This window comes from Pseudovibrio flavus, from assembly GCF_009711345.1.
Classification (GTDB): Bacteria; Pseudomonadota; Alphaproteobacteria; order Rhizobiales; family Stappiaceae; genus Pseudovibrio; species Pseudovibrio flavus.
On record NZ_SMMA01000049.1, the window covers coordinates 1 to 23,596 of the forward strand.

Genomic DNA, 23,596 nt, shown 5'->3' on the forward strand with positions numbered 1-23,596 from the left:
CCGTCGCCGGAACCAACGTCGCCGGAACCAACGTCGCCGTCACCGCCGTCACCGGAACCACCATCGCCTGAGCCATCGCTGTCATTATTATCTGTTGTATCGGGAACTGTTACATCCGGTGCGGGTGGGGTTGTAGGCGCTTCTGGCTCAGGGTCTGTCGCATCAGAAGCGGGGCTAGGATCGACTAAGGAGAAAAATTGGGAGGATCTTTCATCACGCGGAGGGGGAGTGTCGTTCTCTTCGGGTGTTTCTTGTTCTGTGCCGAGGAGTTCGGAAATTCTGAATGAAGGTTGAAGGCCTATCTCCGGGCCCTCAAAGCCATTGCCGCTACCGGTACTGCTCGATGAGCTAGGTTCAGGTGAGGCGTCATCTCCACTGATGGATTGGGCGTTAAGTGCAAGTCTTAGCGCGTCCTCTGAAATGGGTTTTTGGCCGATATAGATTGTAGGGTACTCGGCTTCTACTCTATCCAATAAAACCGTCGTGCCATCTGTTAGTACGACGTCCATTTGGTTGCCCTGTTTATGAAGGGCTGCAACGGCGTACCCTTCAGGCAAGTCTAATCTTTGATTCTCGACATCCCAAACCACATCACTATCAAAGCGGATCAACGGATTTAACGCACCGGGCTCTCCATCACTTTGCGGGGCAACGTTGACGACATCAAAGCCTTGTTGAACGCGCAGGAAATTATGGTCAGCTCCGACAGTATCGCTCTTTGGTTGATCTGCAGAGGGCGGCGCTTTGGTAGGCTCGGTCATCATATTGTCCAACAGTGTGTGGTTAGGCTAAGTTACTGTTGATGATAAAGTTTAGTTTTGAGCTTTGATATTACTAAAGTTAATAAATATAGAATGGTTCACTGCGTATTGTTAGTTGTAAAATTTTGCAATGATTGTAAAACATTGAAATTTATTACAATAAATATGTTAAAGCTCATCGTCTAATCTGCGTTTTTATTGCAAGTATAATTTTACTACTGTGAAATGAGCGATGACAGTAGTTTTTGTTTTACATAGGTTTGTTTGAAATTAGCCCCGTCAAATATACTTCATCAAGGGCATTTCAATGCGATCTCTATTATCTGCTGCTCTGGTCTCAGGCAGTCTGGTGGTCTTAAGCACCATGCCCACCACTGCTATGTCATTGCGTGAAGCCCTAAACCTCACCGTTTACAGCAACCCGCAGGTCGGTGAGGCGATATTCGATAGAAATGCGATTGGCTACGAGCTTAAGCAGGCTAAAGGGCAGTGGCTACCTCGTCTGGACCTGGAAGCGCGCGGCGGTGCGGAATGGTCTGACAAACCGACGAACCGGAATTCCGGCGACTATGCGTTCGGGCCTTATGAAGTAAGCGCTATCGCGACCCAGAAGATTTTCGACGGCTTTGCTACAACCTACGAAATCGAGCGGCAGAGGGCGCGGCTGGATTCTACTTCTTTCAGGGTATGGGAGCGTTCAGAATTCATCGGGCTGGCAGCTGTTCGTAGTTATCTGGAGATCACGCGTCTCTCTCTGGTCCAAGGAGCTGCTCGGCGGAATATTGCCTATCATGAACGTGTTGCCTCTGACATGCGGGAGGGACTATCTCGCGGTGTTGTGTCCGTCGCAGACGTTCAACAGGCAAATGAACGTCTGATTGCTGCAAAGGTTTTCCTAACAGAAGCTGATGAAGAGCGGGAACTGGCAGAAGCCGAATTCATTGATGTGGTAGGGCGACCTATCGGCCACCTCGGCAAGATTGATGATTTCAGGAATAGGATTCCGGGATCACTTAATGCAGTTTTAGCCTCAGCTAGAAACAACAATCCGCTTATCTCGCTAACAAATGCTGATGTTGATGTCGCGAATGCGCAGGTCAAAATTGCGGAGGCTGACTATTATCCTCGGTTTGATCTGGAGCTATCCTCACGTTTTGGTGAGAATCTAGACGGCGTGAACGGACGTGACGCGAACGCCCGCGCGCAGGTTGTGATGCGGTGGAATCTGTTTAACGGGAATATCACTACAAACCGGCGTGCCGAGGAAATTGAAAGAGCAAGTGAAGCGCGAATGCGTTCGCAGCAGGCATATCGAGAAGTTGAGCGAGAGACGCGTCTTTCATGGATCAGGCGCGTAGAGCTAGATCGACAGCTCAAACTCTTGACCCAGCAGCTCGCTGCGGCTCGTCAGGTTCTCTCATCCTATGAGGAACAATTTACTGTCGGGCAGCGCTCACTTCTGGATGTTCTGGATACCCAAAATAGTGTGTTCCAGTCTGAGGTTGCCGAGATTTCAGCCCGTTATGCTCTAAGGTTCTCAGATTTCAGAATGCTGGCTGCTATGGGGCAATTGCTGAGTTCCTTTAGCATACAGCCTCCAGCGCAATCAGAGGCAGGATATAGAACGGTAGAAGACTTCCGGGATACCGGAAAAAGCCTTGTAGGTGCGCCTTTGCCGGGTGTGGCTGCATCATGGCGTCGGGGCGTACCCGTACCGCCTACAAAAGAACAGGGAAGCGTTCGGTACTAGTTTAAGAAATGGAGTGACCAATGTGGATCTGTCTGCGCTTTTTACCATTTATTCTGTCAGTGAGTTTTCTGACGGCGCAAGCTCATGGAGCTGACCTAGCAGGGCCTTATGTTCAGCCCTTTGTGAGCCCATGTGGAAACTTCAATCAAGACTACGCTACCGAAGTGCGGCCTGAATTGCTTGAAAGGGCTGTTGGTTATTTTGGTGAGGCCAATACACGTGTACTGGGAGATCAGCAGGTGCCGATTTCTCAGCTTGGTTTTGACTGGGCTCTAGAGACACGGGATTGGTGCGGCGTCGTTGTCGGTGATAAAAAAGCTGGTGTTTGGGACAATGAAGCGGTTAACCGCTGCCTATGCTTCTACACCTATATGAACGCATACTAAAATCTCTTCGGAAGTATATCTGGGCACGCTTTCATGGGCAAAGCGTGCCTTTTCTGTATTATGGCAGTCTGGACAATGAAGCTCCCATTTTGCTCCTACAGATTTTTGAGGCCTAGAAGAACCGCAAGCTGTCGGAGTTCTCAGTTTGAACTCGATAGGCGGCGCAGAATCTCGTCCCTTGGTCCATCGGCAACGATTTTCCCCTGATCCATAACGATAAGTCGCTGTACCAACGCAAGTGGTGCCGAGCGATGGCTTGTGATGATTAGCGTTTGCTCTGGCCTGATGATTTTGGGTAGGGCGGCGAGATAGGCCTGTTCCGTTTGTGGGTCAAGAGAGCCGGTGGGTTCATCGAGGAATAGAAGGGGGGGATTACCCAACGCAGCTCTTGTTAGAAGGATGAGTTGGCGCTGCCCGGCGGAATAGTTTCGCCCGCCTTCGTACACTTCTTGCTGAATGCCTCTGGGATGGTTTCTGATTAACCTGTCTGCGCCGGTAATTCGCGCAGCTTTAAGCGCTTCACCGTCAGAGGCTCTTGGATTAGCAAGGCAGATGTTTTCTCTCAAGGTTCCCTGAAAAAGAGCCGCTTCTGGTGCGCTGTAGTAAACTGCGCGGCGTACTTCTGCAGGTGGGAACTGTTCTATATCTATTCCGTCGATGCTGATTGTGCCTTCTGAAGCTTTGTATAGCCTGCACAGCAACTTTCCTAGAGTTGTCTTCCCTGAGCCAACGCGGCCGATAATTGCGACTTTCTCTCCCGGAGCTATATGGAGGGATTGGATCTCTACTGCAGGCTTGCGGGATCCTTCAAAGGAAAATTTGATATTTTCAAGCGCTACATCAGCGCGTGCGATTTTTTGGGAAATATGCGCACGGGAAAGCGGCGGTTCGCAGGGGCGAGCCATAATTTCATTTAGCTGTGCGATGGAAGCGCGAACCGATTGAAGCTGAACAAACAGAGAAGAGAGGGATGATAACGGTGCTATTGCTCTGCTTGCCAGAATAACCGAGGCGATAATAGCGCCGAGAGAAATCACGTTTTCGGAATACAAATATGCACCCACGATAATCATCGAGATGGTGGTGCCTTGGGCAATTAACCCGGTTAGATGCTGCGAAAAAGCGGCCAGTACTTTGAGGCGGTTTCCGTGACTATTGCTGTCACGGCAAAAGGCTTCCCACTTTGCTGCAAAGCGACCTTCAGCCCGTATTATCTTGATCGTATCAGTGCCTGTTACAGCCTCCAAAAGCAGGCTGTTGCGCTGCTGGCGCTCCCGATTGGTTTTGGTGACCATCTTTCGGAAATACGGTTGCAGGATCAGTCCTGTGAGGATGACCAGTGTGATCGCAACCAGCGGCGGGACTGCCATAGGGCCGCCGATCAAAAAGATGATGCTGATGAAAATACCGGTGAAAGCAACATCGGTAAGGGTTAAAGCAAGGGTTGAAGAAAAGAAGTCCCGCAGGGTTTCGTAGTCGCGAAGTCGTTGAACAAATCCGCCTGCATCATTGTTTGCAGGATTAAATTCAAGCTTTAAAATGTGATTGTAAAGCTTTGAAGATAATATGATATCAGACTTCTCTCCAATTTTGACAGCCAGCCACGATCGTATGATTCTTAAGGTAAGGTCAAAGCCAAGCGCGAGCGCCACACCAAGAGACAAAGCCCAAAGTGTTGCAAAGGCCGCGTTCGGTAACACTCTGTCGTAAACGTTCATAGTGAAAAGCGGCACGGTCAAAGCCAGTAGGTTAATTGCACCGGCAGCAAGGGCTATCCAAAGATAATGAGGAAAGGTGGGGCGCAAACTCTCCCGTAACCAATGAGCAGAGGCAGGAGAGCCTGTTGCATTGGATTGCCGTCGATCCTGCGGAAAGTACAAGGGCCCCATCAAATAGCATGGCCCGTTCTGGCGCTCTGCCACTTCTTGCGGAGAGAGTAGTATCGTACCGCCGCCGGTTTCGGGAAGCGCAGCGGCAACTTCCCCTGATGAGTATTTTTCAAGGAGAACAATATAGCCGCTTTCCTTATCAGCCATAATCAAAGGAAAGGTCGCAGAAGGTAGATCGCCCGCTCGCCTGTCGCTTTGTTTGAAGGAAAAACCTGCCCGTTTTGCTGCCTCACGAAGGTGCGCAGGGTGAAAGGCTTCGCTTACACCTGTAAGGCCTGCAACCAGCGCATCAAGATTGAGGGCGGCGGTGTGCTGCTCAAGCAAAATCTCGAAGCAAGCAAGAAGGTTGTCATTAGGCACTTGCCTCTGTGTTTGTTCGCCGGAATGGGCGATGGCTTCGGGGCTCGCAGCAGCTTTGGTCGCTGATGCACCTTCCATTTCCAGCATGTAATTCTCCGCAGGCAATCTCGGTGAGTTGCGCCCCTCAGGGACAGCAAAGATTGTAGGCAGGAAACGAATTCATGACGCCCTTAAATGGCTAAGGGGTATTTTTCACTGGAGACTTGGGCTTGATGGCGAGAAGCAGGCAGAGGGCATCGTTTTTCAGCACTTGCTTTGGGCGCACGGCAGCGTTTGCACGTCATCCCGTTAGGTCTACGCGCAGCCGCATTGAAGACGAAGCGCTCCCCTATATCGATGTTGTTGAAGAGGCCCGCAGTAAGCCGCTAAGCGTGATTGTGCTTTCCCTACTGATCACGCTGATAGCACTGATTGGTGTGTTTCTGGTGTGGGCTTCAGCTACGGAGCTTGAAGAAATCACGCGCGGCAGCGGGAAGGTGGTGCCGTCTTCACGCATTCAGCAAGTTCAAAGCCTCGATGGCGGCATTATTCAGCAGATTTACGTTGCTGAAGGAGCGCGAGTTGGAAAGGGCCAGTTGCTGGTGCGTTTGGATGACACCCGCTTTTCTGCAGATCTTGGTGAGCTGAAAGCCCGTCGCGATAAGCTCGAAATCGCAAGCATCCGACTTAGAAGTCAAGCACAGTGGCGCGGTGATAGCGATGCGCCGGATATTCCCAAACGCTTTTGGGATAGTGCACCTGAAGCGGTGGCGAGTGAGCTGGATCTTTTCAGGGCCAATGTTGAGGCGCTGAAAGCGCGGCGCAGCATTCTTGATGCCCGCATGTCGCAAAAGCAGTCTGAATGGGCCTCGTCCGTCCAGCAATACGAAAAGCTTCAAGAGCAGAGCGAGCTTGCCAAGCAAGAGCTTGAATTGAAAAAGCCGTTAGCGGCCAAACGGATCATTCCCAAAACTGACATGCTCAAACTACAGCGAGAGCTGTCGGATCTGGAAAGTCAACTTGCTCAGGCCAGTGAGCGTAAGGAGCTAACACAGGCGGCAATTGACGAAATCAATAGCGAACGGGAAGGGCTGATTGCGCAGTTCCAACAGGCGGCACAGGCTGAGTTGAACGACTTGGGAGGTGCGCTTGAGATCATCAAGCAAACGATGCTTGGTGCTGATGATAAAATGCGCCACCGCGATGTCAGGGCCCCTGTAAGCGGCATTGTAAATACGATGGAGGTCAACACAGTGGGCGGTGTCGTGCGCCCATCGCAAATGCTGCTCTCCATCGTGCCACTGGAAGATACGCTTCAGGTGGAAGTGCAGGTACATCCCAAGGACATTGCTTTTGTGCGAGCCGGACAAAAGGCGCTGGTAAAGCTGAGTGCCTACGACTTTACCGTCTACGGTGGATTGAATGGCGTTGTAGTGCAGGTATCGCCAGATACGGTTTATGATGAGGAAAAACGGCAAGCGTTTTACGTTGTTACAGTTCGAACAAACGAAAGTGCGCTGGGCGATGACACAGCGCCTCTGCCCATAATTCCGGGAATGTTGGCGGCTGTTGACGTTCTAACAGGCAAGAAAACGGTTATGAGCTATATGCTCTCGCCGCTTCATAACCTCAAAGAAAATGCATTGAGGGAGCGTTAGAAGCCAAGCGCACCTGAAAGGCGTAGCGCGCTTGCCGCTTTAACTCTAGTCGTTTTCTACCTGCTTATAAGCAAGTACCGCGCCCGCCAAATCCTCAAGGGCTGCACCTACTGACTTGAAGAGGGTTATCTCCGTGTCTGAAGCGCGTCCACTATGAGTTCCTTTGGTCAGGTCATAGAGGTCGGCAATAATGTCATCTGCTGTGATAACGCCTTCTTGCAGCGGAATGGCAAGGTCTCCTGCCTCTTTAAGCGCGCCGCCTCTGGTATCCACGAAGAGCGTCGCCAAACGAACAGCAACATTGTCACTTTCGCGCATGTCGGGCTTAAACGCGCCCACAAGGTCAACATGGCAACCCTCGGGAAGCCATTCACCCAAGATAAGTGGCTCGTGGGAGAGTGTTGCAGCAGAAATGATATCTGCCTGTAGGCAGGCAGCCTGAAGATCGCTAACCGGCAAAGCCTCAACACCAAGGTCAGCGGTAATACGCTCACAAATTGCCTGGGCTTTCTGGGTTGAGCGGCCCCACACCAAAAACTTCTCGATTGGGCGAATGGCAGCATGAGCGCAGGCCAGTTCATAGGAAAGGCGCCCCGTGCCTACAATCAGGTGGGTTTTGCTGTCTTTTCTGGAAAGATAGCTGGATGCAAGGGCGGAAGCCGCTGCCGTTCGGCGGGCTGTCAATTCACCGCCGTCAATCAACGCGAGGGCTTTTCCGGTTACAGCATTGCTAAGCAGGTAGTTGGCGGCAACAGCAGGTAAGCCGCGCTCAGCATTGCCCGGATGTACGCTGGCAATTTTAACGCCGTAATACTCGCCGGGTAACCACGCAGGCATCAATAGAAGTGTTGCGTCACTCTCTCCGGGTACTTCCATGTCGTGGTGATGGCGAACAGGCATAACACAGGGGCTGCGAAATGCATCGCGAAGCGCTTCAATAAGCTCCGGATAGGGAAGTGCTGCCTTGGTGGCTGCCGGATCTAACAATTTCATGGAAAATCAACACTCGAATCTAGAATTAGCCAGTTCGAGATATACCACAAGTGGTGCTGCAAGCCCAATGTTGGCTGCGCTAACCCTGTGAGATTTTTGACTAAAGTCTGCTGGTAAACTTTTGGGGGAATGGTGAGCCCGCACGGGTTCGAACCGTGGACCTACTGATTAAAAGTCAGTTGCTCTACCAGCTGAGCTACGGGCTCCTACGATCAGCGTTTTGCCGTTCGTCGTTGAGGGGTCTTCTAAGGACTTCGGCGCAGGTGTGCAACCCCTTTTTTCAAATTTCCACATTGGTAACTCGTATAAGTCACTGGCGGAAATTTGAGGAGGCCGAATTTGGCATCAACAGGCCGTCGAACTTACGAAACTAGAGGATAGTCCTGACGAATTTTGCCCGCAGAGACGACCGAGGGGAAACTCCTTAAGAAATTACCCATGGGTATCTAGAGGGTTTTTCTAGGAAAAAAACTATCAGGCTAGCTACTAAGACATTGAAAAATAAAATTTTAGAGAAAATTGGGGGGATGGGAGCCCGCGAGGAATAGGAGGTGAATTAGTTGCATATGTAATTGTCTGGGTGGTGTTATCTCCATGAAAACGCAGGAGAAATCAGCCATACAATTGAACTTAACGCAATATTGCCAATGCGGGCATGTGACATGCATACAAGTAGATACACGTCATTCATTCCTAAGGGTTATTTTAGAAGAATATCCTTAAGAGCTACTGCTCATTAATGTGTAGTGCAAATATTTTCAGGGTTTGCAAAAGGTTTGATTATTTATTTTTTCAACTTTCCGTAATTGGAGACTCTGTATAATCTATTATACGTAACTGGAGGGCCATTCTAGGTACAAATACGCTATCGCGACCTAGGGAATTATGGCAGCCATAAGTTGGAATTTTGATTATTTTGTTACCTGCCGCAAACAGCGGTTGAGGTTCAATCTGAAGTCCGACCTAAGACATAACAGGGAGTGTCCTATGAAAATGAGAAGTCTTGCAGTGGGTGCTGCGCTAGTATTCTCTAGCACTACACTTGGCATGGCTGCAGATCAGCAGTTCATTTCTATTGGTACGGGCGGTGTTACCGGCGTTTACTATCCAACCGGCGGTGCAATTTGCCGTTTGGTCAACAAAGATCGTCGCGACCACGGCATCCGTTGTTCGGTCGAATCCACCGGCGGTTCCGCATATAACATCAACACCATCCAGAACGGGGAACTGGAATTTGGTGTTGCACAATCCGACGTGCATGCAAATGCCTATAACGGTCAGGCACAGTGGGATGGCAAGCCTTTCGAAAAACTGCGTGCAGTTTTCTCCGTACATCCTGAGCCAGTCACCATGCTTGCTTCCAAGGAATCCGGCATCAAGAGCCTTGATGACGTGAAGGGTAAAAAACTCAACATTGGTAACCCGGGTTCCGGTCAGTACTCCACATGGCAGCTTCTTGAAAAAGAAGGCGTTGTGAACACTGCTGATCTGGCTCTGGCAACCGAGTTGAAGTCTGCGGAAGCTGGTCAGGCACTGTGCGACGGTAAGATCGACGCATACTACTGGCTGGTAGGTCACCCATCTGCATCCACACAGGAAACCATTTCTACCTGTGACGCGCAGTTGGTGAACGTTGAAGGTCCGGCAATCGACGATCTTCTCGATAAGTACTCCTACTACCGTACGGCTGAAATTCCAGCAGGTCTTTACAACAACGAAGAGCCTATCAAGACCTTCGGCGTTGGCGCGACTTTCGTGACCTCCGCAGATGTTCCTGAAGAAGTGGTCTACACCGTTGTTAAAGGCGTGTTCGAGAACTTCGACGACTTCAAAAAGCTGCACCCTGCATTTGCTAACCTGAAAGAAGAGGAAATGATCAAGGACTCCCTGACAGCTCCTCTGCATCCAGGTGCAGTGAAGTACTACAAAGAACGCGGCTGGATGTAATTCCGCTTAAGTTTTTTGAAAAAAGAGCAGGGCCGCACAGCGGCCCTGCTTGGTTCACGGTTCTGATTTTGTGGGGACCGGGTCATGCCAGATCCGGTGTATGTGGGGAGTGGCAAGATGACTGAAGTACGCCACAAGGCCGAGGTTGAGGCGCAAGAACTTGTCGCCCAAGCCGATACCGGCGCGCGAAGCCTAGAAGGCAATCTTGGCATTATGGTCGCGGTGATCGCATTTGTGTGGTCAACCTTCCAGCTTTATGTTGCATCAAACGTTCCATACTGGCTCTTTGACACAACCGGTGTAGAGCTGATTTTCAATAACTCTGAAATTCGCTTTATCCACCTGGCCTTTGGCCTTGTTCTTTCCGCTTTTGCTTATCCGCTGTTCGCGTGGAGCCGCCGCGATACCATTCCTTGGTACGATTGGTTGCTGGCTGCCGCAGGCGCGTTTGCCTGTTTGTATCTCGTTGTTATGCGCAACGACATTGCCCTCCGTCCGGGCCTGCCAACGCAGATGGACTTGATTGTCTCTGCAACAGGTCTGACTGTTCTGGCAATTTCCGTTTACCGTACGCTTGGCCTGCCGCTTGTGATTGTGGCCGGCGTGTTTATGTTCTACGTCTTCTTCGGCAACCAGTCGTTCATGCCAGATGCTATTCAGTGGCGCGGTGCATCGGTTGGTAAGGCGCTTTGGCACTACTGGATGCAGCTTGAAGGCGTGTTCGGTGTCGCTGTCGGCGTTTCCGCCTCCATGATCTTCCTGTTCGTGCTGTTCGGTTCATTGCTGGAGCAGGCTGGGGCAGGTAACTACTTCATCAAGCTTGCCTTTGCCGTTCTGGGGCACCTACGCGGCGGCCCTGCAAAGGCAGCGGTTGTTGCTTCTGCAATGAGTGGCCTTTACTCCGGTTCATCCATTGCAAACGTTGTAACCACCGGTACCTTCACCATCCCGCTTATGAAGCGCACAGGCTTTCCTGCTGAAAAAGCAGGCGCGGTGGAAGTAGCGTCCTCTGTTAACGGTCAGCTCATGCCACCTGTTATGGGTGCAGCAGCGTTCTTGATCGCAGAATTCACCGGCATCGGTTACCATGAGGTCGTGATCCACGCCTTTATTCCGGCAGTTATCTCTTACATCGCGCTCGTCTACATCGTGCACCTTGAAGCTCTGAAGATGAACCTCAAGGGCCTGCCGAAGCCGCCAAGCCACGTAACAATGATGCGCCGCCTCATGGGCGTTCTTGCAGGCTTCATTGGTATTTCGCTGCTTGGTATGGCGGTTTATTACGGCCTTGGCATGGTCAAGGTACTCTTCCCGCAGCTCACCTTCGCAGCCGTTATGGGTCTGTTCCTTATCGCCTATGTGGCTCTTGTGGGCATTGCATCGCGTGAGCCGGACTTGGAAGTTGATGATCCAAACGCTCCGATCAAGGAACTGCCGCGAGCAGGGGACGTGGGCCGCACCGGTTACTACTTCGTGCTACCAATCGTCATTCTGATCTGGTGTATTCTGCTTGAGCGTTTCTCGCCGTCTCTTTCCGCGTTCTACGCGATTATGGCGATGATGTTCATCGTTCTCACCCAGCATCCACTCAAAGCGATGTTCCGCTCCCAGAGCTGGAGACCCGCTGCATGGCAGGGCATTCTTGACTTCACCCATGGCATGATCGGCGGCGCACGCAACATGATTGGTATCGCCGTGGCAACAGCTGCTGCTGGTATCATCGTGGGTACAGTGTCCTTGACCGGTGCACACCAGATGATTGGTGAGCTGGTGGAATTCCTCTCCGGCGGTAGCCTCATCGTGATGCTGCTTCTCGTTGCAGGTATGAGCCTTATCCTTGGTATGGGTCTTCCAACTACAGCGAACTACCTTGTTGTGTCCTCCCTTATGGCTCCGGTTATCGTTGCTCTGGGCGCGCAGGAAGGCTTCCTTGTACCGCTGATCGCCGTGCACTTCTTCGTGTTCTACTTCGGTATTCTGGCGGACGTGACGCCGCCCGTGGGGCTTGCGGCCTTCGCGGCCGCAGCTATCAGCCGCGGCGACCCGATTAAAACCGGTGTGCAGGGCTTCTTCTACTCCATGCGCACGGTGCTTCTACCGTTCCTGTTTATCTTCAACACCGATCTGCTTTTGATTGATGTTGATGCAGGCCATGCGTTTGTCGTCTTCATCGTTGCTGTTGTCGCGATGATGCTGTTCGCCGCTGCAACGCAAGGCTACTTCTTCGCCAAGTCCCGCATCTGGGAATCTCTGGTTCTGCTTTTGGTAGCCTTTACACTCTTCCGTCCGGGCTTCTGGCTCAATACGGTGCAGGACGAGTATGTGGTGGCAACTGGTCCGGCAATTGTTGAGACGGTTTTGAACGCCCCGGCTGAAAGTGAAGTGCGTTTGATGATCAAAGGACCGGACTTCGATAATCCGGACCGGATGACGACCCGCACAATCACGCTGGATATCGGCAATGAAACCGGTAAAGACTGGCTTGAAGAAAATGGCTTGTCGTACTTTGATGAAGATGGGACGATTGTTCTTGATGAGCCGTTCCCGGGGACCAAGTTCTCTCAGGACTTCCAGGACTTCGATTTCTATGGCGACAAACCTGTCGTGATTGAAAAGAGTGAAGTGCCTGCGGACCGTATGCCTAAGGAGATCTTCTACTTCCCTGCATTGCTGCTGCTTGGCGTCGTCATTTTGTTCCAGCGTCGTCGCCAGACACAACCGGCCTTCTAGTTTCAAGATAGGATAGCCAATGTATAAAAATATTCTGATCCCACTTGATTTGAACGAGGAAAGTTCCTGGAAAAAAGCTTTGCCAGTTGCACTGGACTGGGCAAAGCACTACGGCGCGGAAGTTCATGTTGTCTCTGTTCTTCCTGATTTCGGAAAGTCTTTGGTGGGGGGCTTTTTCAAGCGTGAGTTTGAAAAAGAGGCCCTCGCGAAAGCACGAAACGCACTGGAAGAGCTGCTCGACAATGAGTTGCCAGATGAGGAAAGCGTGAAGGTGAAAGGGCACATTGCCCATGGCACTATTTACGAGGAAATCATCAAGGCGGCAGATAAGTTCGGCTGTGACCTAATCATTCTTTCTTCGCACCGTCCAGAGTTGCAGGACTATCTGCTTGGCCCTAACGCAGCACGCGTTGTTCGCCATGCAAACCAGTCTGTACTCGTGGTGCGTGATTGATATTCAAACCTTGTTTTGTTCACAGCTCTGCCCAAGAGTAGGGCTGATAACTAACTTGTGTGCGGTTTAGCTTGGGCTTGCCCTTTTAACGAATCCTCTCACGGATTATGAAAGGGCAAGCCAACAAGGAATAACTATGCTTGAAACCGTCACTATCTGGGGTGCCTTCTTCGCAGGCCTCCTGTCCTTTGTTTCCCCATGCGTTTTGCCGCTTGTGCCGCCCTATCTGGGCTATATCGCAGGGCTTTCCATTGACGAACTCACCGCAAAGGATGCAGCCGTCGCTAACGCAAACAAGGTGTTTGTAGCCGCTGTATTTTTCGTTGCAGGCTTTTCTACGGTTTTTGTTTTGCTTGGTGCCAGTGCATCGCTGCTTGGGCAGCTGGTCCTGCAGTACTCGCAGATTCTAGGCTACGTAGCAGGCGTGATGATCATTATCATGGGTCTGCATTTCCTTGGTGTTTTCCGTATTTCCCTGTTTTATCGTGAAGCGCGCGTACAGATGGATGCAACGCCTGCAGGCCTTGGCGGTGCGTATCTTATGGGGCTTGCCTTCGGCTTCGGCTGGACACCGTGCATCGGTCCAGTGCTCGCATCTATTCTTTTGATCGCAGGCTCGGAATCCTCAGTTGGCCAAGGCACCATTTTGCTGCTTGCCTACTCACTGGGTATCGGTGTGCCGTTCTTGCTGGCAGCAGCATTTGCTAACCAATTTATGGGCTTTATGGCCCGTTTCCGCCAGCACATGGGCAAGGTGGAAAAGGTGATGGGCGGCTTCCTTGTGCTTACTGGCGTGGCGTTCCTGTCAGGCTACATGCAGGAATTCTCGTTCTGGCTTTTGGAAACCTTCCCTGTCTTCAGCACCATCGGCTAAGCGGTTTTGCCTTTCTTTCTAGCTCCAAACAGGAGCTGGAAAGGGAAAGTCGCCAAGATAAGGCCCGCCATAATCGGAATGAAGCCAAGCAGCTGATAGAACTGCGGTTCTTCTCCCAAAAACAAAATTGCCATGCCAACGCCATAGGGCGTCATCAGGTACATAAACATGCCTGCAATCGGTGCACCAACCTGCTTGATGCCATACTGATAGCTGGAAAACGAAAGAACCGAGGCAATAACAACGATACCGGCAATGGAAAGCCATACTTGGACAGTGGCCGGGAATGAGCCGAACCAAAACAGCTCTACAAGCGCAAATGGGAAGAGCAAGAGCGCGCCGCCTGCAGCAAGGGCGGCAAACAGAGCCATTGTCGGGATGGATTGCAGCGCGCGTTTGCGGATGAGAACGGAATAAAGCGCCCAGCTTACAGTGCAAAGGCCGAAGAGAAGATCACCGGGAGTGAACTCCAGCCCAAGAAGGTTCTCCGTGGAGCCACGCGTAACGATAGTTGCAACGCCGGTCATGGCGAGGGCAATTCCAACAAGCTCACGTAATGCGATTGACCGTCCGCGAAACATCCATTCAAGCAGAATAATTACAACTGGCGCTGCTGAGTAGATCAGCGTCCCGTTGGTTGCGCTTGTCGACTTTAAGGCAAGATAAACAATGGCGCCGCAAATCCACATACCTAGAAAAGACATGCCAAGTAGCAGCGTTTTTTGCTGCTTGATTGTTCCCATATGGGTGCGAAGGTCATTGGCCGCAAACGGCAGAAGGCAAAAGAAAGCAAGCGTCCAACGCAAGAACGCAAGCGTCCATGGGTTGGTTTGCTCAATGGCGACACGGCCAAAAATGATATTGGAACTCATAAAAAACGGCATGATGAACAACAGCGCATAAACTGCGATGTTGCTGGAAAGGCTGCGCGGCACGGCCGATGTATCCTTGGCTTTGAAATTCGTAATTGCCCTAGTTTAGGGCTTAAAGACCTGCAAGCGACAGTGAGCATCACTCAAGGAAAGTTGAGCGCAAATCTTTAGCGCGTCGGATGCGTTGGCAACGGGGCCTGCAATCAAAAGAAAGCTGGTACGCTCGCGCTGTGAACTGCGCTGGATGCGAGGGGGCAAAATGGCACTGTGAGCCTGCGTAAGAGCATCCCATGCGTTTTCCATTTCTTCTTGGCTTTCAAAGCGGCCAAGGTCCAGTGCAAACGCTGTCTGTTTGATTTGCAGTGAGCTGTTGCTCTGCGCAGTGCCTGCGTGTTTTGCAAGGTCTACCGGCATTGCGGTTGTTTGTCCGGTAATAGAGGCAACGGTTGTTGGAGCAGGGCCCGCTGGTACCACTTGGTTTGCCAGCTCACGGGCAGCAACGTTCCACGGCGCGTTATCCTTGGAAAAGGCTGGCTGGGCTGGGTTATCAGCAAGAAGACCCGTTTCCGGTGCTGGTAGCGTTTCTATTGGGCTATCAGAGGTGTCAGAGGCAAACGTTGGCTGAAATGTTTGCTCAGGCACCACCATTTTTTCCGGCCTGTTTTCCAGCTTGTCTTTTACTTGCGTGGTCGCCGCAGCGAGCTGGGTAAGGTCACTGGAGAGGCGGTCATCACTGGCGTGAAGGTTCTCCAACTCTTTTCGCAGGCTCTTAAGCTCGTTCCGCAGGAAGGCAACTTCCTTGAGCAACGGTTCCTTTCCCGCGCCATTCAAACTCGCCGCTGATGGAGGCGGGAGGATTGCAACCTGCTGGAAGGCAGGAGATTGCCCGATGGATGCAGTCGTCTCCACCGGCCCGACGGGCGGAAGCTGAAAACCTGTGGCTGCTTGTTGGTTGCTTTGCCACGAACGGGCGGGAATCGTAAGCGAGCCACCCGCAAGCACAGCCGCCAACACAGCAACGAAACCCCACGAAAACAAAGGAGCCTTCACTCTGCTTTTTGCCTCACGTGCAGCCAATGCGCTAGACAACTCGAATTTCTTCACGGCCCGCCTGCTTCCCTGTTCGAATTGCCCATTCGAATCCATCAATGAATACCTATTAGGTATCACTGCGTAAATATGGTTAACAGATTGCAAACCTATTTTAAACCGTGAGTAGTTTCTTTAGTTTTTCGCGCTATTTCTGTTCTCAAATGCTGGTGAAAGCGCCCGCTGGGCCTTTTATTTGTCCCGTTTAGCGGGCAATGTCGCCAACCGAATTTACGAGTTCTTTTTTCATGAGGGTTCTATGGACAACAGCTGTCTGGCAATTGTTCTCGCTGCAGGTATGGGTACGCGGATGCGTTCTGCAATGCCTAAGGTTATGCACGAAATTGGCAATCTGCCGCTTGTAGGTCATGTGCTCAATGCGGTTCAGGGTGCTGGTGCAACAAGTATTGCTGTTGTTGTTGGTCCGGATATGGATGAAGTAGAAGCGCGGGCGAAAAAAATCGTACCGCAAGCACGCTGCTTTGTTCAAACCGACCGTCTGGGTACTGCCCACGCTGTACAGGCTGCTGAAGTTGCCTACATGGACGAACATGATCATGTGCTGGTGCTTTTTGGCGATACGCCGCTGGTGACCTCTGACACGTTCAATCGCCTTCGCTTCCGTCTGCAAGATGGTGCGGACGTGGTCGTGCTTGGTTTTGAGGCTGACAATCCGTTCGGCTATGGACGTCTTATCGTTGAAAACGGCCAGCTCAATGCCATTCGCGAAGAAAAAGATGCAAGTGATGCCGAGCGCGCAGTTACCTTCTGCAACGCTGGTATCATGGGCTTTAAGGGCTCGGTTCTAAAACAGCTTATTGATGCGATCGACAACAGCAACGCCAAGGGTGAGTACTACCTGACGGACGCGGTTGAGATTGCTCGCAAACACGACATGAATGTGGTTGCGGAAAAGGCCGATGAAGCGGAAGTTCAGGGCATCAATAACCGTGAACAGCTCGCTAACTGCGAGAAGGTCTTCCAAGGTGTGATGCGCTCAACCATGATGGAAGATGGTATCACTCTGGTTGATCCGGACACGGTACATTTCTCTTATGACACAAAAATTGAAAACGACGTTGTGATTGAACCTAACGTTGTGTTTGGTCCAGGTGTTGTGGTGGAAACCGGCGCTCGCATCCGTGCATTCTCCCACCTTGAGCAGTGCGTCGTTAAGCGCGACGCGACAGTCGGCCCTTACGCGCGTCTGCGTCCTAAGGCTGAAATTGGCGAGGGTGCACACATTGGCAACTTCGTTGAGATCAAGAACGCACGCATCGAAAACGGCGCAAAGATCAACCACCTTTCCTATATCGGTGATGCGCGTGTGGGCGAGAAAACAAACGTCGGTGCAGGCACAATCACCTGTAACTACGATGGTTTCTTGAAACACCACACCGATATCGGTGCTGGGTGTTTTGTGGGTTCTGACAGCGTGCTGGTCGCTCCGGTTACCGTAGAAGATGGCGCATATATCGCAGCTGGTTCCGTGGTGACTGAATTTGTGCCGCAAGATGCTTTGGCTCTGGGCCGTGCAAGACAGACCAATAAGGCAGGGCGTGGCAAGATAATTCGCCAGCGTCTGGCTGCCGCGAAAGCTGGTCAGTCTTGAACCTTAGATGTAACGAACAGAAACATCTATTGATTTAACAGGAATAATGAAAACGGGCTATGAAGCACAAAATTTTGAGAAATTGTGCCTTCCGGTTTTAAAGATCGGGCCCAGAGGGGAAAGATTACATGTGTGGTATTGTTGGAATTCTAGGGCAAACGCCAGTAGCTCCTGCACTTATTGATGCGCTTAAACGCCTTGAATATCGCGGCTACGACTCTGCTGGTATTGCTACGTTGGAAGACGGAGTTCTGGCACGCCGCCGTGCAAAGGGTAAGCTGCGCAACCTTGAGGCTCTGGTGCTTCAGCAGCCGCTTTCCGGTACTAGCGGCATTGGCCACACCCGCTGGGCAACCCATGGTGCTCCAAATGTCCGCAACGCACACCCGCATTCCTCTGAGGGCGTAAGCGTCGTTCATAACGGCATTATCGAAAATTTCCTCGAACTGCGCGCAGAAATCGAGCAGGCCGGCATTAAGCTGGAATCTGACACTGATACAGAGGTCATTGCCCATCTTCTTTCCATTCAGCTCAAGGCAGGCAAAAAGCCTCGTGAAGCGGTTGCTGATGTACTTTCCAGACTGCGCGGTGCATTTGCTCTGGCCCTTCTGTTTGAAGGTGAGCAGGATCTGATGATCGGTGCCCGTCGTGGCTCCCCGCTTGCTGTGGGCTATGGCGAAGGGGAAATGTTCCTCGGTTCCGACGCTATTGCACTTTCTCCATTCACTGACCGCATCTGTTATCTGGAAGAAGGTGACTGGGCTGTTTTGACCCGTCATCAAGTCGAGATTTTCGATGCATCCGGTACCCCAGTTGCCCGTCCAATTCAGATGTCTACCGTGACCTCTGCGCTGATGGACAAAGGCAACTACCGCCATTTCATGGCAAAAGAAATCCACGAGCAACCAGAAGTCGTTGGTCATACTCTTTCCCATTACCTTGACCTTCAGGCGCGCCGTGCAGTGCTGCCTTTGGGCGCGGAAATGGACTTCTCCAAGCTTGATCGTCTGGTGATCTCTGCGTGTGGCACCGCGTTCTACGCAGGTCTTACTGCAAAGTACTGGTTCGAGAAGTACGCCCGTCTACCGGTTGATATCGATATCGCCTCTGAGTTCCGCTACCGCGAAATGCCGCTAAAAGCTGGCGACTTGGCGCTGTTTATCTCCCAGTCCGGCGAAACCGCTGATACGCTTGCCTCTCTGCGCTACTGCAAAGAGCAGGGCATGCAGATCGGCGCTGTAGTAAACGTTCCAGAATCTACCATCGCTCGTGAGTCCAACGTTGTCTTCCCGACAATCGCTGGCCCTGAAATCGGCGTTGCGTCTACCAAGGCGTTCACCTGTCAGCTTGCGGTGCTTGCAAGCCTTGCGATCTACGCTGGTCGCCAGCGTGGCTTCCTCACTGAGGCTGATGAACGCGAGCTGGTCAATTCCCTCGCAGAGCTGCCAGCTTATCTGGTCAAAGCGCTGAAGCTGGAGCCACAAGTCGCGAAGATGTCTCAGTGGACATCCAAGGTGAAAGACGCGCTCTACCTTGGCCGCGGTACAAGCTACCCGCTGGCTCTGGAAGGTGCTTTGAAGCTGAAAGAGCTTTCTTACATCCACGCTGAAGGCTACGCCGCAGGTGAGTTGAAGCACGGGCCGATTGCGCTTATCGACGAAAATATGCCGGTCTTCGTGGTTGCTCCATTCGACAGCATCTACGAGAAAACCGTTTCCAACATGCAGGAAGTGCATGCACGCGGCGGCCGTATCGTTCTCATCACCGATCAGGACGGCGCGGATGCAGCAGGTGTTGACGTGAGTGAACTCATCGTAATGCCTGAAGTGCCGGAGCTTGCAGCGCCAATCGTTTACGCGATCCCGCTTCAGCTGATCTCCTATCATACAGCTGTCTTCATGGGCACTGATGTTGATCAGCCACGTAACCTCGCAAAATCGGTTACAGTAGAATAATAGAACACGGGCGCAGGCAGAAAAAAGAACGCTCATCTGCGCCCGTCTTCCCATTTCGTGCATGTCAGCCCCGGAGAAGCAAATATGGACCACCTGTTTTGCTATGGAAGTCTGCGCCCCGGCGCATCCCACACCCATCTTCTGGAAAAAGTACCAGGCTACTGGAGCAAAGCCTTTATTAAGGCTGAGTTCCATGACCGTGGTTGGTCTGAAGGTAATGGCTATCCCGGCCTCGTCTTAGACGACCATGCCGACTGGCTTGAAGGTGATGTTTATTCATCCAACGATTTCGGCCAGCTTTGGGCGTCTCTCGATGAGTGGGAAGGGGAGGAATATATTCGCGTTCCTGCAACGGTCAAACGCTTCGACGGTTCTTACTTCAACGCGCAGGTTTACGTTCTGAATCTTCAGCAGGACTAACAGCCTCTTTGGGAACGTGGGACGGGCGCGAGAGCACATAAAGCGCGCACGACAAAATAAACACGCCTGCAATGATAATAAGCACGATTGGCGGTTTAGAGGTGATGCAAAACACCAGAAAACCGCCCATCATGCCGATAACGGCTGTCGCCTTGGCAGAGGGCGGAATAACGCCGTATTTGCGCCAGCGAATAACGCCGGGCCCCACCCACTTGTTTTCCTCGATACGTTTTTCAAAGGCAGGGTTGGAGCGCGCAAAACATGCAGCGGCCACAATAAAAAACACCGTGCCGGGCAGCAGCGGCAAAAGCACGCCCAAGATCCCGAGCCCAACAAAGACGATACCCAAAACTAGATAAAAACCGCGGTACATCCGAAACCGTTTCTTATTGTAACACACTAGTAGTATCCCTATGTTAGTTTGGGGATGCCATCTTGTACCTACGGAAAATTGCTAGGTCGCAATGATCTGGAGCAGGGCAGTGTGTGCCGAATAATGAGTTCTACATGAACGGGGATAAGAGACAAGTACTATGAGCGGACCGGATCAACAGGCGCCAACCGAGCTAGGGGGAACCCCGCTACCTCCCAAGCTTGGACTAATGACACGCCTGAGAAACTATTTCTTCACAGGGCTGGTTATTACAGGCCCAATCGGAATTACAATTTATCTCAGCTGGTCCTTTATTCAACTGGTCGACAATTGGGTAAAGCCCTTCATTCCCTACCAGTATAATCCAGATTCCTATTTGCCTATCGAAGTGCCCGGCGTTGGCTTGATCGCAGCTCTGCTGGCGCTCACCGTCATCGGCTTTCTCACTGCAAATATTGCAGGTCGCAGTCTTGTCGGTGTGGGCGAGCGCATTTTGGGCCGTATGCCGCTGGTTAGAAACCTCTACGGCGCACTCAAGCAGATTTTCGAGACCGTTATCCATGAAGGCGGTCAGAACTTTTCCAAGGCCGGTTTGATTGAATATCCGCGCCGCGGGCTGTGGGCCATTGTGTTTCTGGCGACCGAAACCAAGGGCGAGGTTGCAAGCAGGCTGGCAGATGAAGACGATATGGTTTCGGTCTTTTTGCCAACAACGCCAAACCCGACTTCCGGCTTTCTGCTTTTCGTACCGCGCAAAGAAGTGCGTCTGCTTTCCATGAGCGTGGAAGACGCTGCCAAGCTTGTTATCTCGGCAGGTCTGGTCAATCCAGATTATCCGGCTCTGGTCGAAGAGCATGAGAGTGATAAAACCGCTAAGCCGGATGTTGCAGCAGAGTAGCTAGCCAGCCCTAAGAAGCTTCACCGCTTCATCCCTTGAGAAAAGATAGAGCAGATGACGGAGTGCCTGACCGCGCACCGTTTCCAAATGCGGGTCTGTGGTGATAATCAGCCTTGCATCATCTCGGGCCGCTTGCATTAGGTCCCCATGGGCCTGCACATTGGCAATCTTGAAGCCCGGTAAGCCAGACTGCTTTGTTCCCAGCAGTTCACCTTCACCGCGCAGCTTCAAGTCTTCTTCTGCAATCAAAAAGCCGTCATTGGTCTGACGCAGGATATTGAGGCGTGAGGTCGCTGTCTCGCCAAGGGGAGCCTTGTAGAGCAAAACGCAGGAAGAAGCTTCACTACCACGGCCTACACGACCACGAAGCTGGTGAAGCTGGGCAAGGCCGAAACGCTCTGCATGTTCGATGACGATAATGGTGGCATCGGGAACGTCTACACCCACCTCAATAACGGTTGTTGCCACCAGTAAGCGGGCATGCCCAACCTTGAAGGCCTCCATAGCTGCGTTCTTTTCATCAGCGCTCATACGGCCATGAACCAGCGCGACAACCGGACCAAGGGCCTTTTGCAGGTCTTCAAAACGCTCTTCAGCCGCGGCAAGGTCAATCTTTTCGGATTCCTCAACCAGAGGGCAGACCCAATAAATCTTCTTGCCATTGGCAATGGCAGCACGAAGGCGCTCCACGATCTCGCCAATACGATCAAGTGAAACGCTAACCGTTTGGATGGGCTGACGGCCCTTTGGCTTGTCCGTTAGGCGGGAAACTTCCATGTCGCCAAAATAGGAGAGCACCAGTGTGCGCGGAATAGGCGTTGCTGTCATAACCAGCACATCCACATGCGCGCCTTTGGAAGAAAGGGAGAGACGTTGGTGAACGCCAAAGCGGTGCTGCTCGTCTACAACCGCGATACCGAGGTTTTTAAAGATGACGGTAGACTGGAACAGCGCGTGCGTACCAACGATGAGGTCAATCTCACCGCTCTCCAGTTTCTCACCAATCTCGCGCTTTGTCTTGGCAGTGTCCTTACCAGAAAGAACGGCAATACGAATACCGGCCGCCTCACAAAGAGGAAGCATTGAGGCGTAGTGCTGGCGGGCAAGAATATCGGTCGGCGCCATGAGGGCTGCCTGTCCACCGTCTTCAATCACCTGCGCCATGGCCATTAGGCCGACAATGGTTTTACCAGCGCCCACATCGCCCTGAAGCAAACGCAGCATACGGGCGGGCGCGGAAAGATCCTGCGAAATTTCTATAAGCGCCTGCTTCTGGCCTTCGGTCAGCTCGTAAGGTAGGGCGGCAATAATCTTTTTGCGAATGAGGCCAGTGCCTTTTCGCTCAGTACCCCCTTGCTTGCGCATGGCATTACGCACAAGAGCAAGGGCAAGCTGGTTTGCCAGAAACTCGTCATAGGCAAGGCGTTTGCGAGAGGCGCTTTCATCTGCCAGTTCACTGAGGTCTTCGGGCCGGTGCAAACCGAGCAGTGCCTCTTTAAATGGCGGAAAACGGTTCGCTTTTACGAACGCAGCATCTTGCCACTCTGGCAGAGAAGGCACCAAGGGCAGGGCAGTGGTCATTGCCTTCTGCATCATTTTGGAGGAAAGGCCAGCGGTCATCGGGTAAACTGGCTCGATGAGAGGAAGGTCTTCTGCTTCTTCTGCGCTTACAACGTGATCAGGGTGAACCATCTGGGCGCGGCTGTTAAACCACTCTACTTTGCCCGATACGATGCGCTCTTCGCCAACAGGCAGCAACTTTTCCAAATAGTCACGGCGTGCGTGGAAAAACACCAGCTCGATCTCACCGCTGTCATCGTGGGCCAGCACCTTATACGGCGCGCGGGAGTTGCGCGGCGGTGCACGGTGGGCATCAACATGAAGCGTTAGCGTGACGATGGTGTCTTCCGGGCTACCTGCAATGCCAGGGCGCAAGCGACGGTCAATCACGTTGCTGGGCACATGGAATATCAAATCGGATATGCGAGCCTCACGGTCCTTCCCTCCGGCCAGAAGAGAGGACAGCGTCTTTGCTGTTTTCGGGCCAATCCCCTTCAGGGCAGTGACCGGTGTGAACAAAGGGTCAAGGCGTGTTGGGCGCATTTCCGTTGGGTCCAGAGCAAGTGCAGAGAGTTTGTCTGTGACATGTCTTTATGATTTCTGCAACATACTATTGGAATTGACTGACAGGAGCTGTTTTGCACGCTATATAGCTCCGGTAAGTTGCATTTGCGTACGACAGAGTTCGTACCTTCAAATTTGGGCCTATATATTCAAGGGATGGGTGTTTCTGTGTCTGAAGTAGATCAAAACAAGAACGAAGTGCTGGAAAATCGTCGTAAACGCGCCCTGTTTCGTTGCACCCATCGCGGTATGAAGGAAATGGACATTCTACTTGGCGGTTACGCCGAGGCCCATCTCCCGCTGATGAATGAGACAGAACTATCCGCTCTTGAGGAGTTCTTGACGCTTCACGATCAGGATCTGTTTGCATGGCTCATGGGCTCCAAGCCTGTTCCTTCTGAACACGATACTAAGCTGTTCCGCGATATTCTTGCGTACTACAAAGACGCATAAGCGAAACAAACCCCGTACG

The 23,596-nt window shown here is 52.0% G+C and carries 19 protein-coding genes and 1 tRNA gene; 12 read left to right on the forward strand and 8 right to left on the reverse strand.

The window, feature by feature from the left end; all coding sequences use genetic code 11:
* Window positions 1-761: hypothetical protein (locus tag E1162_RS02295; protein ID WP_257098592.1), on the reverse strand; the 761-nt coding region annotated here is incomplete at its 3' end.
* Between the two features lie 307 nt (window positions 762-1,068).
* Between E1162_RS02295 and E1162_RS02300 the strand changes: the two genes are divergently transcribed.
* Complete coding sequence (locus E1162_RS02300) at window positions 1,069-2,511, forward strand: TolC family outer membrane protein (RefSeq protein ID WP_257098593.1); 1,443 nt, start codon at window positions 1,069-1,071, stop codon at window positions 2,509-2,511.
* 20 nt (window positions 2,512-2,531) lie between these two features.
* Window positions 2,532-2,897, forward strand: a complete 366-nt coding sequence (locus E1162_RS02305) for a hypothetical protein (protein WP_155126206.1) — start codon at window positions 2,532-2,534, stop codon at window positions 2,895-2,897.
* Window positions 2,898-3,037: 140 nt separating this feature from the next.
* Here E1162_RS02305 and E1162_RS02310 read toward each other — a convergent pair whose 3' ends face one another.
* A complete protein-coding gene (locus E1162_RS02310) occupies window positions 3,038-5,233 on the reverse strand; it encodes a type I secretion system permease/ATPase (RefSeq protein WP_155126208.1) in 2,196 nt (731 codons plus the stop codon).
* 125 nt (window positions 5,234-5,358) lie between these two features.
* Here E1162_RS02310 and E1162_RS02315 point away from each other — a divergent pair, with 125 nt between their 5' ends.
* Window positions 5,359-6,783, forward strand: a complete 1,425-nt coding sequence (locus tag E1162_RS02315) for an HlyD family type I secretion periplasmic adaptor subunit (protein WP_155126210.1) — start codon at window positions 5,359-5,361, stop codon at window positions 6,781-6,783.
* Between the two features lie 45 nt (window positions 6,784-6,828).
* Here E1162_RS02315 and lhpI read toward each other — a convergent pair whose 3' ends face one another.
* Both lhpI and E1162_RS02325 read right to left on the reverse strand, forming a co-directional pair.
* Complete coding sequence (lhpI, locus tag E1162_RS02320; protein ID WP_155126212.1) at window positions 6,829-7,776, reverse strand: bifunctional Delta(1)-pyrroline-2-carboxylate/Delta(1)-piperideine-2-carboxylate reductase; 948 nt, start codon at window positions 7,774-7,776, stop codon at window positions 6,829-6,831.
* A gap of 130 nt (window positions 7,777-7,906) precedes the next feature.
* Window positions 7,907-7,982, reverse strand: a tRNA-Lys gene (locus tag E1162_RS02325).
* Between the two features lie 781 nt (window positions 7,983-8,763).
* Between E1162_RS02325 and E1162_RS02330 the strand changes: the two genes are divergently transcribed.
* The 4 genes from E1162_RS02330 (at window position 8,764) to E1162_RS02345 (ending at window position 13,781) form a co-directional block, all read left to right on the forward strand.
* Complete coding sequence (locus E1162_RS02330; protein ID WP_155126214.1) at window positions 8,764-9,723, forward strand: TAXI family TRAP transporter solute-binding subunit; 960 nt, start codon at window positions 8,764-8,766, stop codon at window positions 9,721-9,723.
* Window positions 9,724-9,840: 117 nt separating this feature from the next.
* Complete coding sequence (locus tag E1162_RS02335; RefSeq protein ID WP_155126216.1) at window positions 9,841-12,453, forward strand: TRAP transporter permease; 2,613 nt, start codon at window positions 9,841-9,843, stop codon at window positions 12,451-12,453.
* 19 nt (window positions 12,454-12,472) lie between these two features.
* Complete coding sequence (locus E1162_RS02340; protein ID WP_155126218.1) at window positions 12,473-12,907, forward strand: universal stress protein; 435 nt, start codon at window positions 12,473-12,475, stop codon at window positions 12,905-12,907.
* A gap of 136 nt (window positions 12,908-13,043) precedes the next feature.
* Complete coding sequence (locus tag E1162_RS02345) at window positions 13,044-13,781, forward strand: cytochrome c biogenesis CcdA family protein (RefSeq protein WP_155126220.1); 738 nt, start codon at window positions 13,044-13,046, stop codon at window positions 13,779-13,781.
* Here the strand turns inward: E1162_RS02345 and E1162_RS02350 are convergent.
* Together E1162_RS02350 and E1162_RS02355 are read right to left on the reverse strand one after the other, a co-directional pair.
* Complete coding sequence (locus tag E1162_RS02350) at window positions 13,778-14,716, reverse strand: DMT family transporter (RefSeq protein ID WP_371311771.1); 939 nt, start codon at window positions 14,714-14,716, stop codon at window positions 13,778-13,780. The genes E1162_RS02345 and E1162_RS02350 overlap by 4 nt on opposite strands.
* Before the next feature lie 42 nt (window positions 14,717-14,758).
* Window positions 14,759-15,691, reverse strand: a complete 933-nt coding sequence (locus E1162_RS02355; RefSeq protein WP_257098594.1) for an SPOR domain-containing protein — start codon at window positions 15,689-15,691, stop codon at window positions 14,759-14,761.
* A 310-nt stretch (window positions 15,692-16,001) separates the two neighbouring features.
* On the opposite strand from E1162_RS02355, the gene glmU reads away from it, so the two are divergent.
* The 3 genes from glmU (at window position 16,002) to E1162_RS02370 (ending at window position 19,729) form a co-directional block, all read left to right on the forward strand.
* The gene (gene glmU, locus E1162_RS02360) at window positions 16,002-17,354 is read left to right on the forward strand and encodes a bifunctional UDP-N-acetylglucosamine diphosphorylase/glucosamine-1-phosphate N-acetyltransferase GlmU (RefSeq protein ID WP_155126224.1); all 1,353 of its coding nucleotides are present in this window, start codon (window positions 16,002-16,004) and stop codon (window positions 17,352-17,354) included.
* Between the two features lie 128 nt (window positions 17,355-17,482).
* The gene (glmS, locus tag E1162_RS02365; RefSeq protein WP_155126226.1) at window positions 17,483-19,309 is read left to right on the forward strand and encodes a glutamine--fructose-6-phosphate transaminase (isomerizing); all 1,827 of its coding nucleotides are present in this window, start codon (window positions 17,483-17,485) and stop codon (window positions 19,307-19,309) included.
* Between the two features lie 84 nt (window positions 19,310-19,393).
* Window positions 19,394-19,729, forward strand: a complete 336-nt coding sequence (locus E1162_RS02370; RefSeq protein ID WP_155126228.1) for a gamma-glutamylcyclotransferase family protein — start codon at window positions 19,394-19,396, stop codon at window positions 19,727-19,729.
* Here the strand turns inward: E1162_RS02370 and E1162_RS02375 are convergent.
* A complete protein-coding gene (locus E1162_RS02375; protein ID WP_155126230.1) occupies window positions 19,689-20,102 on the reverse strand; it encodes a YbaN family protein in 414 nt (137 codons plus the stop codon). The two genes, E1162_RS02370 and E1162_RS02375, sit on opposite strands and share 41 nt — an antisense overlap.
* Before the next feature lie 160 nt (window positions 20,103-20,262).
* On the opposite strand from E1162_RS02375, the gene E1162_RS02380 reads away from it, so the two are divergent.
* Window positions 20,263-21,000 carry a DUF502 domain-containing protein gene (locus E1162_RS02380; RefSeq protein ID WP_155126232.1) on the forward strand — a complete coding sequence of 246 codons (738 nt, stop codon included), beginning with the start codon at window positions 20,263-20,265 and terminating at the stop codon, window positions 20,998-21,000.
* Here the strand turns inward: E1162_RS02380 and recG are convergent, their stop codons facing one another.
* Window positions 21,001-23,103 carry an ATP-dependent DNA helicase RecG gene (gene recG / locus E1162_RS02385; RefSeq protein ID WP_155126234.1) on the reverse strand — a complete coding sequence of 701 codons (2,103 nt, stop codon included), beginning with the start codon at window positions 23,101-23,103 and terminating at the stop codon, window positions 21,001-21,003.
* 189 nt (window positions 23,104-23,292) lie between these two features.
* Between recG and E1162_RS02390 the strand changes: the two genes are divergently transcribed.
* Window positions 23,293-23,577 (forward strand): FAD assembly factor SdhE, encoded by a 285-nt coding sequence (locus tag E1162_RS02390; RefSeq protein WP_371311772.1) that lies wholly within the window; start codon window positions 23,293-23,295, stop codon window positions 23,575-23,577.
* The last annotated feature ends 19 nt before the right edge of the window (window positions 23,578-23,596 follow it).